The following is an 11,837-nucleotide window of genomic DNA, read 5'->3' on the forward strand; positions in this document are numbered from 1 at the left end:
ATTGGTCGCATCGTCGACACCTACACGCCCGCAGAATCCACAAACTACTTCGTGGCCGCAGGGTACTTGCAACCTGATCGGCTAACGCTCTAGCGTCGTCCGCCTGAAAGGCGCAGCAACATCATGAATAGATTTATGAAATTGAGGTAGAGCGATAGCGCGGCGATCTGCACCTTACGCCCTGTCGCCGTTTCATCATCCCCGCTCTCGTACATCGCCTTGATCCGTTGCGTATCGTAGGCAGTCAATCCAGCAAAGACACCGACACCCACGACCGAGATCAGCCAATCGAGCGCAGTGGATTGCAGGAAAAGATTGACCAGACCGGCGATAATGAGCCCGACCAAGCCCATGAACAGAAAGGTCCCGGCCCCGGAAAGGTCGCGCCTGGTCGTATATCCGAAGAAGCTCAGCGCCCCGAACGTCGCAGCGGTGATGAAGAAGACCCGGGCAATCGAGGACTCGGTGTAGATGTGAAAAATCGTCGAGAGCGAGACGCCAACCAAGGCCGCGTACGCCAAGAACAGCCACCGCGCGGTCGACACCGACAGCGAGTTGATGCGTGAGCTAAGGAAGAAGACCAATACCAGGGGCGCAAACACGAAAACCCACATCAGCGGGCTTTGTAGAAGCGCGGGCCCGACGAGCTGGTACGTTAGCCATGCGACCACGGCAGTCAGGCCAACACCGGCCGCCATTTGGTTATAGATCCGCAACATATAAGCGCGAAGGCCCGCATCGACCGCGAAGCGCTCGCGGCCCGCTCCGGACGCCGTCGTGTGCTGATCATAGTTCGCCATCGCCTGCATCCTCATCCCATGAGTAGGACTGAGAGACTAGTCCTCAAGGCCTGATCGGAACATCGGAAAGATTCCCGAGTCAGGTCAGGCTAATTACCCTACTCGTGCGGACGGGGATTCTTCCATCCGGCCAACGACAGGTTGTTGGGATCGCCCCACTTTTCGTCAATAGCCTGCGTTGCACATCCTCCTCGCACGTCCGGGACGGCACCCACGCGTGGCTCATCTACCGATTTTCTACCCGCTCTCTACAGGGAAACCCTGATGTGCGAGCGGAATAGCCGGCTCTATGCTCCGGTTTGATCTACGCAGACGCCTCGCCCCGGAGCCGTCGGCGCCTCTGCGCCGTTGGGACGTTGCCACTCCCTCCGGCCGAGCGCGAGCGAAGGGATGCGGTCTCGCGAACGAGGTGGGCATTAGGCTCCCGCTTGTGATCGCCGTCAGCGTCAGCCGGCTCGCCGTTGCAACGACGTCGATATAGACCCATTAGTCCGCGTTTCTTGTTTGGAGACCAAAATGAAGATCCTGATCGTCTGCGGTGCTCTCCTCATTGGCGGAGTGTTGATATCGATCGCACAATCAAGGCCGTCGCTGGCACAATCAACCGAAACGGGCGCGTCGACCCCAAAGGATACCGGCGCATCGGCACCAAGAACTTCCGGGCCGAGCACCAATACCAATCCGACGAAGCATCGCCACTGGCGTCACCGTGGCGGCGCACACCCGCATTATGGTAGCCGCCGGGTCCGAACCTAGATCCGATCCAGATTGTAGATCGGCCCGGCCCACCAAATGAGCGCTTCAAACATCGGACAACAGCAGATCGACGATTGCGCGGGTCGCGATCACTCGCCTCGGCCCGACGGAATTCTCAAGCCACGCAGCTTGCTCGCGACGGGTCTCGCATTGCTCGCCGCGTGCGTTGTTCTTGTCCTGATGTGGCAAACAGCGTCAAGCCTCCTGATTGTCTTTGCGGGCGTGCTTTTTGCGGCCTTCCTGGATTCGGCCGCGAGAGCCCTGGGGCATATTCTGCCATTCAACCGAGCCTGGCGGTTGTCGTTGGTTCTTCTGCTTCTCTCCGGCTTGCTGAGCGTTGGCTTCGTCTGGGGCACAGGCAAGCTGCCCGAGCAAACGCGCAATTTGCTGAAAGTGATGGACACGCAGATCGATGTTCTTCAGAGGCATCTTCTCGCATATGGTGTCGACCTGCTTGGTCCCGAGTGGGGACGTGACCTTACGCAGTGGCTGCTTTCCGACCAGGGACGTTTTCTCAGTCATGCCCGGCTGGTCCTTGGACGCGCATCGACGCTTCTGACCGGCACGCTCGTCATTGCATTCCTCGGCATCCTGTTCGCGCTCGACCCGGCAACCTATCGTGAAAGCCTGGTGGTCCTCGTCAAGCCGTCCTATCGCGATCGCGTAAGATCGACGATGAATGAGGCGGGCAACGTCCTGCGGCTATGGTTCGTAGGACAACTGATCCGCATCACCCTGATGACGTTGTGTGTTTGGATCGCGCTCTACCTGATCGGGCTGCCCGGTCCATTCGTGCTCGGGCTCCAGGCCGGATTGTCGAATTTCATTCCCTATCTTGGGCCTATCGTCGCCGCAATTCCGATTGCCCTCGTTGCAATGCCGCTTGGCGCCACTCCGCTCATCTGGGCTGTCGTCATTTACACCGTCATTCAATCGGTCGAAGGTTATGTCATAGGACCACTGATCCAGCGCCAGGCGATCGAAACTCCACCTGCATGGACATTGGTGGCAATCGTTCTTCTGGGCGCACTGTTCGGCGTCATGGGAATCGCACTCGCCATGCCTTTGGTCGCGATCGGTCGAGTCGCGATCATCAGATTCTACGTCGAGGACTATCTCGGAGATCGGGCAGAGCGTCAGCAGACGACAATGAGTGGACCATGAGCAATAGTGCCCCGAAATTCGATGGCGCAGCGGCTTCTTCCCCGACGAATTCGGGGACGACATACTTTCTATGGCAACAACTTCCCTACATTGTTGCGCTCGTACTCGCCATTGCCGGCGTCGCCTATACCAACGCTTCGCATCAGCCTCTCGTTGGCTATTGGGAGTTCCTGGCCCTCGCGATCGGCGTCGTCTGCGTCATCAGCAAATGGCCGCAGTTCGACAGCAAGGAGACGAGATGGCAGCTTATCTGGACCCAGGCCCTGCACTGGATCGCCGTCCTCGTCGCGATGAACATCATGCTCCTCTCTGGCGTCCAGCAATTGCTGCCGACGCCGGCGATCAGCCTCGTACTTCTTACGCTGCTTGCGCTTGGCACATTCCTAGCGGGCGTCAGCCTCCTATCGCCCCAAATTGCCTTCCTCGGCCTTGCAATGAGCATCGCGGTGCCCGCGATATCCTGGCTGCAACAATCGATCATCTTCTTCTTGCTCGGCGCCGTCTTGCTGGTCGGCCTCGGTATAACATTCTGGCTGCGCCGGGATCGCCGTCCCAATACCAGGTCTCCCGCCACCAGAAGCCACTCGGAGGGCTAAATGCGACTCAACTGGCTTATTGTCGTGATCGGCACAACGGCAGTTATCTGCACCAACGCCCTACCCGCGCATGCCAGGGCTTTCAGAGTGGGCAGCCTGCTGTGCATGAGCAGCCCGCGGATTGGGCTCATCCTCGGTTCTGCGCAGGAGCTGAACTGCGCGTTTCGTTCGACAAACCCGCCGCGTCAATACACCTATGTGGGGCGCATCAGGCGCCTGGGACTCGACCTCGGTGCCACCAGTGCCGGAACTCTTTCATGGGCCGTTCTCGCAAGAAACTCGCGCATCCGTCCCGGCACGTTGCGCGGCAACTATGTTGGCGCCAGCGCGAATGTCGCACTAGGGCCGAGCTTGGGTGCTAATGTTCTTATCGGTGGATCTCGCCGAACGATCATGCTCCAGCCAGTGTCGATCGAGCGAGCGATCGGATTGAATCTCGCCGCAGGTGTGACCAACCTGACGCTGGACTCCCGTGGACGACGATCGGTCGAGTAGCGCTGCAGTGTCGTCCGGCAGCTCCGGAGTATTCCTGTCGGGTCGCTGAGGGTTTCAGCGGATGCCGATGCCAACCATGCACGGCTATCATCACTGGCGAGCCGATTGAACGGATGGCCGAGTTCGGGAGGATGCACTCTGAGCTTTGCCTATTGGCAGCAGAGCGGCTGGATGATGCTGGCGTCGGGTGGCGCCGGACCGGCCGCGAGCACTCTCATTTTACTCGGCATCCCGGCTGTCAGCGTCTGGCTACTCGGGTTCCTGCTTGGCGTCGACCTGATCTCTCACGGACTCGCCTGCCTGCTCCATGCACTGCATTCGACAAAAGACACTGCATAACCACAATAACCAGAAGAGGAGAATGACAATGAGCACTCCCAGCCGCCGGACTTTCCTTGGCCTGGTACAAGGTGCTCTTGCCGCCGCTACAGTGGGCGCGATCGGTCTTCGCTCAATTGGAACAGCGGAAGCGATGCCGGTAGCCCCCGGTCCAGGTCCGGCGAGCACATCTTCCGACCTGATCGCGCCGGCGCAGTTTTGGGGACCGCCGCCTGGTCCGGGCTGGGGACCCGCGCCGGGATGGGGTCCTCCGCCACGCAGACGCCGCTGGGTTTGCCAGTGGCGTCGCGGCCGCCGCATTTGCGGTTGGCGATGGTAGAGCGATTGACCGCGGCGCGGCACCGCGGCCAGCCGATCTGGTCGTCCTTACCCCAAGGCGACCTTGAACGATCGGCAAGGCCACTATTGCTGGAGACAGGGCTCGAAGAAGTTCGAGCCATCATACGGATCCAACCTCAATATACCCTCCGTGTCCGTTCAGGGTTTTGTGGGATAGTGCGCGAGGTCCCCTGCTGTATGGTTCCCCCACTTCACAAGAGACGGCGAAACGCCTCGACAGTGGGACGTACGAAAATGAAAAAATATCTGGGTCTGTTGTTCTTACTTGGTGTGGCCGTAGCTACACCTGTCACCGATGCGTCTGCGCAGGCCGGACGTGGCGCGGTATCAGGCGCGATCATCGGCGGAGCCGTTGGTGGTCGGCGTGGCGCGGCCATAGGGGCAACTGCAGGTGCTATTGCCGGAGCTCGTCAGCACGGCTGGCATAGCTATTATTGGCGGCACGGACGGTGCTGGTACCGCTCCCGGAGCGGAAGGTCTCACCCCGTTTCAAGCCGGTATTGCCGCTAGGGGGCTATTTCCGCTCGAGCTGCTGCCGCTACTTCTGGCCCCGCGCGTGCAACAGACTTGGCGTGAGCCGAGGGACGACGGCGAAGAAGGGTCCCCGCTCTTCCAAACGCGCGGGACGGCAAAGAAACGCGCAATTGAAGCCGCCGGATCGGCTCTTTAGCCACCATCCGCATTGAGACCTCGAGGATTCAGCATGTCAAAGATCTACGTTTCCGTGCTCATGTGCATGGCTGCAATTGCGACCACCACACCTGCGCTCGCACAAGTACAGCCTGTCCGGGCTGGAGGCCTGACTTGCGATGCCGCCCCACGGGTCGGACTGATCGTCGGCTCGCGGCAAACTCTAAGATGCGTGTTTCGCTCAAACAGCGGGCGCCAGTACAGGTATAGCGGCACGATAGGGCGGCTCGGCCTCGACATCGGCGTGACCGGCGGCGGCCGGCTGTTCTGGGGCGTCTTCGCGCCAACGTCCCACGTCGGCTATGGCTCGCTGCGCGGCACATATGTCGGCGCGAGTGGCAACGCGTCGTTTGGACCTGGTTTGGGCGCCAATGTTCTTATCGGCGGATCCAATCGAACGATTTCGCTGCAGCCGCTGTCGGTCGAAGGTCAGATTGGCGTCAACCTTGCGCTGGGAGTGGCACGTCTCACGCTCAGGTAGATCGGCTCTTCAGCTTTGGAGAGACACGCGTGAGAGCGTTGGAAACATGGATAGGAAAAATGTTCGCGCTGGCTCTTCCCGTATGGCTTACGGGATGCGCCGCCGTCTACAATTTACCCGGCAATATCCCGTTGGGAGACGCGCTCGCCGATAGCCAGTTCGGCCGAGAGATTCCAAATTTTGACGACGATGTTCTGCTGGCCCTCTCGTTCTCGGGTGGCGGCATGCGCGCGGCGGCATTCTCATTTGGAGTCCTGACCGAGCTCGACCATGCTCGTGTCGGATCCAACAACAAGGCGAAGTCGCTCCTCGACCAGGTGGACTTCGTATCCGGCGTCTCCGGAGGATCTGTCACCGCGGCCTATTTCGGACTTAAACGACGTGCGGCGCTGGATGATTTCCGCGAACGCTTCCTGCTGCGAAATGCCGAGGAAGATCTCTCAACCAGGGTCTCACTTGGCAATATTGCACGCGCTTTTGGCGGTGGCGTCAACGACAGCCAGTTTACGAACTGGCTCGATCTCAATCTGTTTGAGGGCGCACGATTTGACGCCTTCCGCGACGACCGGCGGCCGCGGGTCTGGATCAACGCCTCCGACATTTACAACCGAACGCCATTCGTATTCGGCCGGATCTCCTTCGACGCCCTGTGCAGCGACATCAGGTCCTATCGCGTTGCCGAAGCGGTGGCAGCCTCGGCTGCCGTGCCGCTTGCGTTCGCTCCAATCGTGCTGGAGGCGTTTCCAGGCGGCTGCAGCGCACAACCTCCTCCATTGCTCGAACGGGCCCGCCATGATCCGCGAGCGCAGCCGCTGCTGCGATCGTTTGCTGAAGCCAATGCGCGCTACCGCGACGGCTCAATGCGCTTCGCAAAGCTACTCGATGGCGGCATCGTTGATAATCTCGGCTTGTCCGGATTCAGTATTGCACTGATGGCGGCCCAGCGACCTTACGAGCCTATGTCCGAACAACAGGCCGTGAAAGTCCGGCGTATCATGGTCCTCGTCGTCGATGCCGGCCGCGGCGCCTCCGGCGATTTCACCCAGCAAATCGAGGGGCCGAGCGGCACCCAGTTGGTCGCCGCCGTCGCCTCTACGGCGATCGATGCAAGTGTGAGGCTAAGCTATGCGGCCTTTTCCTCCCAACTCAAAGAATGGACCAGCAAGGTTCGGCACTGGCGATGCAGCCTTTCAGCCGCCGAACGCAGCCGCCTCGGCGTCGGCGCCAACTGGCGTTGCGACGACCTTAATCTCTACGTCGACCGGCTGAGCTTCGACAGGCTCGGTCCTGCGCGTGCCGGTGTCCTCGACTCCATCCCGACACGGTTCGTATTGCCGCCCGATCAGATCGACCTCTTGACCCGGAGCGGTGCCGACGCGCTGCGTGAAAGCCCGGTCTATCGGGCATTTCGAAGCCGCAGTTAGACCCCACATCTCGCCGCAGGAGACCAGCCAGATGAAAAGACGCACATTCCTGACCGGGGGCGCAACGGCCGCTGCTGGATTGTCGATTCAGCCTGCCTTCTCGGACTCTGCGTCCACGGCTGCTCAGCCTTTGATGGCGACAGCAGTGGAATCCTCCGCCGCACGCCTGCGCACCCAGTTCTCAAAACAATTCGATCCCGAATACGTCGAGAATGCGATTCTTCCGTTCTTCCTGGTGAGCATCTACCAGGGAGAGCGGTCCATGCTGCCCATGATCGATTTGAGCCTTACCAAAGAGAATGCGCTACCCACGGACATGTGGGGGCTGATTAGCAAGAGCTGGAGGCCCGCTCCACAGGAAGGCGTCACTGTCTTTCTCCAGGGACTGGACAAGCGCGGCCCCGAAAACCGACGTAAGCGAATCTACATGACCGCCATTACGCCAGACCTCTACCGTCCGATGTACAGCGACAAGGTCACAAAGTTCTTCGATGGCCTGTTAGCGCCAGGCAACGCCGGCAAGCCGCTGATGCGGTCATATCTCGATACCTTCTGGGACATCTACTGGGACCTCCACCTTGGCATCAAGGGCGATGCAATCCCGGCGCAGGTGCGTCAGATCGGAGCGAGCTTCAATACCGTCCTCGCCTATCGGAATCCGACCCTGCAAATCGTGTACGAGAATTACATGACGGTTCGGAAGAACCTCGATTTACTGCGGAACTGGATCGACGCTCGGCTCGCGGATATCGAGGCAGATAAAATCCCGAATCCGGAAAAGACATTCGCCTGGTATTGGCTCAAAAATGGCGCCGGCGATGACAATTTTGCCCACAAGGATGTTGTGTTCGAGTGCTTCCACAACTTCGTCGCGTTCAGCCAATGGGGAAATTCGCTCTACAACATTATGCTGAAACTGGGCAGCGCAACCGGAGATCCGGAAGCCCAAGCATGGTTCAAGAAGACCATGCAGATGGATTACGACACCGCCGACGGCTCGTCGTTTACCCCTCGAGCGCTTCGTCATGGAGCTCTTCCGGACGATCTCGCCCAACAGTGGCAGTATTTCGGCACTGCAGGAGACCACGCCACCGGCCTTTGAAAGATCCGGCTACATCATTAGCCCGCATACCGCCACGAGCTTCGATGCCGTCCATTGGAAGAACCCGACCGAGTTCGATCCCTCACGCTATGGGAACGCTCCGACAAGCGCCCAGATCGACGAGGCCTGGGTTCAGCGGCTCGGAATGGCCCGATGCCCCTTCGAGAAGACGAGCTACGATGTGAAGGACGGGCGGAAGGTCGCAATCCAGAACAGTGGATTTGGGACTGTCTTCGGTGTCGCTGATGGCAAGTCGCTGCCGGTTTGCGACTACGCCGGCTTTGCGCCATTCGGTTTCGGCTATCGCCGTTGTCCCGGTGAGCAACTGACCATCAACGTCTTCGAGGATCTCCTCAGGACGGTCTGGAAAAGCAGTATCGATTTCGTCAAGCTCGATATCAGTAATCCCGAGGTATTGCCCGTTGGACCAATGACTGTCGTCAGAGATGAAGTCGGCTTCCTGCGGCGGACCTGAATATGCCGCATAAGCTCGTGCCGCCCCCCTTCGACTGGGCGAACGAAAGAATGGCCAACGCTTGGGACGTCCAGAAATAGGTCGAATCGGCGATTCTCGCTCGGCAGCGAACGCCGCGTGCATTTTCTGTTTGAGGGACGCTTGAGTCGTTCGAACTGCGGCACCCCACGCAGTTTAGATTAACATGTCAGGTATATTGTCGCAGGCGGGATGCACAGGTGTGCCCCCACGGGAGTCAACGTTTACATCTGCTGACTATTGTTGACTTCCGCCAGCTCACTCCACGCTCCGTCGTTAACACGTTGACAGCGAGGGTGAAGTTGGTCGAGGACGAGCCGACTTGAGTGAAGACAATTTTGACATTCTCGCATTTTGGCGAGCTTACCTCTCCTGATTCTTCAACGGACCCGAGCGTATGGTCGGAGTCCTTCTAACAGGGAGCGGGGCCCGCAATAGAAGCCGGATTGGCAAGCAAGATCGACGAGGCTGAACCGTGCAATCGTCGGCACTCCATTGAAGCAAAAACTCGGTGTGGCTCAGCGTAGATCGGATAGAGACACAGCGCCTTCGAACGCAGGATAGGATTTGAACCTATGACTTTCAGGTTATGAGTCTGAACGTTGGGTTTCAATCGCACCAGTTTCGCACCAGAAACGGCGTGAACGAAGCGCAACGAACGCGATCGAAATCAAACGAAAACGTAGGAAATTCAACGAATCTGATCCCTATTCTGCCGCTCATAACGGTCTGGTTGCAGGTTCGAGTCCTGCCGGGCCCACCAGCCTTCGCTCGCTTCGCGAGCTTCGGCTCGGCAAGCCGGTGCCACACGTCAAAAGCGAAGCGAGTGACGGCTGCCGCGCCGAAGTTCAAAGGGCGAAGGCGGGCCCGCAGTTGGCAAGCACACCACGATGACGACCTGGCCCAACGAACGCGGCTGATGGCTACCTAAGTGCCTGAGTTTGCTGGCGCGCCATTCGGGACAAAACTACGGGCTCTTATATGATTGAAATTGCGACATGATTTCCTCTCAAGCAAATGCCGGGACTAACCACCCCGGCGGCTTACCGCGGGACCGATCCCAACGTCGCGACGATTCCGATTCCATTTCGATAGACAAGTTCGGCACCTTTCCAGCCGGTAACGGCGAGCGGACCAATAGCCGCAACGAGCGCCAATGCGACCACCAGATGCGCTTTCTTGCCTTGAGCTGCCCTACCGGCCTCCAACACTGCGATGAACCACCAGATGACGGCAGTCGCGATCGCCCATCGCCGGTGGTCGATCATGAACATCGTTTGAGACGCGTCATGAGCAACAGTGAAGAAGGCGTTGATTCCTGCAATCACGGTCAGGATCGACAGCGCAGCTCCTGTCCAGAGATTTATCCGAGCCGCGACGATCACAACGCCTGCCCAGTTGCGTCCGCGAGCAATTTGACCGAGCGCATACAGTGCCGTCGCCACTACGTATAAGGCGATCGTGAAATGCACAAAAACCGGATGCCAATTCGGAATGATCTCGGGCATCGCGATACTCCTATTTTCGCTTCTGGACGCTGTCGGCTTGCCGCGTCTTCGCCTCGGCCGGCAAATTTTCGAGCGCCCTAACGAAAAATAAGAACATCTTCGAAGCGAGACTTGCGAGCTTGCTCGAGTGCAGACGGGTAATAGCTGACTGGAAACCAAGTCCCTGTATGATGCAGAAGTAGAGAATTGCCGCGTCAGAGACATTTGTGCTCTTCGGAAGTTGACCAAGCCGAATCGCTTCCTTGAGCAGATCGGTCACCTGCCGCTCGTATCGGATGTGAAGCCGTTGAAACTGCTCGTTGAGCGTTGGGTAGCGGTGCCGAAGATCGTCCGACATCACCACCTTTGCGAGCGCGGGAAACTTCTCGATCAGTCGGACGTGGCCGACCAGGATACTTTCGAGACGAGCGAGCGGCGATTCGTCTCCGCATTCGAGGAGAGCGCGGGTCCAAACGCCCTCCAGGCTTCCCTGGAGCCACGCCAGCACTTCGGTCCAGAGCGCCTCTTTTGTAGGGAAGTGTCGAAAGACCGCCCCTTGGGATCGCCCGATCGTATCCGCAATTAGCTGCGTACTGACCGACTCGGCGCCTCGTTCATGGACCAATCGCAAGACCGTCTGCACGATCTGCTCCTTGCGCTCTTCGGCCTGCAATCGTTCGCGGCTAGGAGACGAAGCTACTTCGGGCATTTCTGGCGTCCTCGATTAGATAGCATGTACTCGCTATCTATCCGGCTCAGAACTTGCTGTCAACTCTGGAAAACCGACAGGAGGACGTGTTGGACCTCAAACTGCTTCGTGTAATTGCGCCTCTGGCGACGTGCCTGGCAGCGCTCCTAACGAATAACATCATCGTCGTCGGCCTTAACGGATTGGTGGGCTATGCCGTGCTCGGCAGCGACAAGTCGCTGGCAACCTTGCCCATCGCGACCTACATCGCCGGCACCGCGGCCGCGACCTTCCCTGTCCGGCTGGCTGCTCCAGAGAGCCGGATGGCAGATCTTGCTGGGCGTGACCGCGGCTTTGGCAGTGATCGTCTTGGAATTGTAGAGTCGAGGAAGGGCGCGGTAGCTTGGGCCATTCGGCAACGCCCCGTCTCCCTTCCCCGCTCATCAAACCGGACGTGCGGATTTCCCGCATCCGGCTTTCCGACAGACTTCACGGCCGGCTCACGGGGGCGGCGCGAGATTCGATGCGGATGAGGCGTTCCACGCCGAGTTCTCCGAAGATAGCCTTCATGGAGAAGCTGCGCGTACCGCTTCCGCCGACCTTGTGTCGCTTGGCGAGGAAGCGCCTGACGCGGGTGTAGACGTGGCGATCGACGGCTCGATATGCCGGAACAAGGGTTCCGTAGCTGAAGTAGGCCGACCACCCGGCCAGCAGGCCGTTTAGTCGATACCGGACTTGCGGCCACGTACCCTTGTTGCCCGGCACCAGCATGTCGCCGATCTTGGTCTTGATCCGCTTCAAGCTCTTTCTGGATGGACTTGCACCGAGGTACTTTTGGCCGTTCGAGCCGCTATATTTCGGTCCGAACGTATAGCCGAGGAAGTCGAAGCTTTCCGTGCGGGCGTCCTTCACCGAGGTCTTCTCCTCGTTGATGCTCAGCCCGATCCCGGTCATCACTGCTTTCGTCCACGCCAGAGCCTCGC

At 59.2% G+C, this 11,837-nt stretch carries 12 protein-coding genes and 1 tRNA gene; 8 read left to right on the plus strand and 5 right to left on the minus strand.

Annotated elements, in window-relative coordinates; genetic code table 11:
* Positions 1–89 precede the first annotated feature (89 nt).
* Entirely contained in the window at positions 90–800 is a 711-nt protein-coding gene (locus tag ABIC09_RS36900) for a Bax inhibitor-1/YccA family protein (RefSeq protein WP_354112374.1), read from the minus strand.
* 792 nt (positions 801–1,592) lie between these two features.
* On the opposite strand from ABIC09_RS36900, the gene ABIC09_RS36905 reads away from it, so the two are divergent.
* From ABIC09_RS36905 to ABIC09_RS36935, 8 genes are all read left to right on the plus strand, one after another.
* On the plus strand, positions 1,593–2,720 hold the full coding sequence (locus tag ABIC09_RS36905; RefSeq protein ID WP_354112375.1) for an AI-2E family transporter: 1,128 nt from the start codon (positions 1,593–1,595) through the stop codon (positions 2,718–2,720).
* Positions 2,717–3,316, plus strand: a complete 600-nt coding sequence (locus tag ABIC09_RS36910; RefSeq protein WP_354112376.1) for a hypothetical protein — start codon at positions 2,717–2,719, stop codon at positions 3,314–3,316. Before ABIC09_RS36905 ends, ABIC09_RS36910 begins: the two co-directional genes overlap by 4 nt.
* The gene (locus ABIC09_RS36915; protein WP_354112377.1) at positions 3,317–3,811 is read left to right on the plus strand and encodes a DUF992 domain-containing protein; all 495 of its coding nucleotides are present in this window, start codon (positions 3,317–3,319) and stop codon (positions 3,809–3,811) included. It abuts the gene before it with no gap.
* A gap of 912 nt (positions 3,812–4,723) precedes the next feature.
* Positions 4,724–4,999: a YMGG-like glycine zipper-containing protein gene (locus ABIC09_RS37520; protein WP_502917738.1), complete on the plus strand. Its 276-nt coding sequence runs from the start codon at positions 4,724–4,726 to the stop codon at positions 4,997–4,999.
* Between the two features lie 193 nt (positions 5,000–5,192).
* Positions 5,193–5,660 carry a DUF992 domain-containing protein gene (locus tag ABIC09_RS36920; RefSeq protein WP_354084973.1) on the plus strand — a complete coding sequence of 156 codons (468 nt, stop codon included), beginning with the start codon at positions 5,193–5,195 and terminating at the stop codon, positions 5,658–5,660.
* Positions 5,661–5,719: 59 nt separating this feature from the next.
* Positions 5,720–7,084, plus strand: a complete 1,365-nt coding sequence (locus ABIC09_RS36925; RefSeq protein ID WP_354112378.1) for a patatin-like phospholipase family protein — start codon at positions 5,720–5,722, stop codon at positions 7,082–7,084.
* A gap of 31 nt (positions 7,085–7,115) precedes the next feature.
* On the plus strand, positions 7,116–8,186 hold the full coding sequence (locus ABIC09_RS36930) for a hypothetical protein (protein WP_354112379.1): 1,071 nt from the start codon (positions 7,116–7,118) through the stop codon (positions 8,184–8,186).
* Entirely contained in the window at positions 8,110–8,661 is a 552-nt protein-coding gene (locus ABIC09_RS36935; RefSeq protein ID WP_354112380.1) for a hypothetical protein, read from the plus strand. The genes ABIC09_RS36930 and ABIC09_RS36935 overlap by 77 nt, the downstream gene beginning before the upstream one ends.
* 570 nt (positions 8,662–9,231) lie before the next feature.
* Here the strand turns inward: ABIC09_RS36935 and ABIC09_RS36940 are convergent.
* From ABIC09_RS36940 to ABIC09_RS36955, 4 genes are all read right to left on the minus strand, one after another.
* Positions 9,232–9,307: transfer RNA gene (locus ABIC09_RS36940), tRNA-Leu, on the minus strand.
* A 415-nt stretch (positions 9,308–9,722) separates the two neighbouring features.
* Positions 9,723–10,187: a DUF2231 domain-containing protein gene (locus tag ABIC09_RS36945; protein ID WP_354034711.1), complete on the minus strand. Its 465-nt coding sequence runs from the start codon at positions 10,185–10,187 to the stop codon at positions 9,723–9,725.
* A gap of 10 nt (positions 10,188–10,197) precedes the next feature.
* Positions 10,198–10,875, minus strand: a complete 678-nt coding sequence (locus tag ABIC09_RS36950; protein ID WP_354112381.1) for a TetR/AcrR family transcriptional regulator — start codon at positions 10,873–10,875, stop codon at positions 10,198–10,200.
* Between the two features lie 468 nt (positions 10,876–11,343).
* On the minus strand, positions 11,344–11,837 hold a 494-nt coding region (locus ABIC09_RS36955), incomplete at its 5' end, for a group II intron maturase-specific domain-containing protein (RefSeq protein ID WP_354112382.1).

Origin of the sequence: Bradyrhizobium sp. S3.12.5 (assembly GCF_040548225.1) — a bacterium.
GTDB classification, from domain to species: domain Bacteria; phylum Pseudomonadota; class Alphaproteobacteria; order Rhizobiales; family Xanthobacteraceae; genus Bradyrhizobium; species Bradyrhizobium cytisi.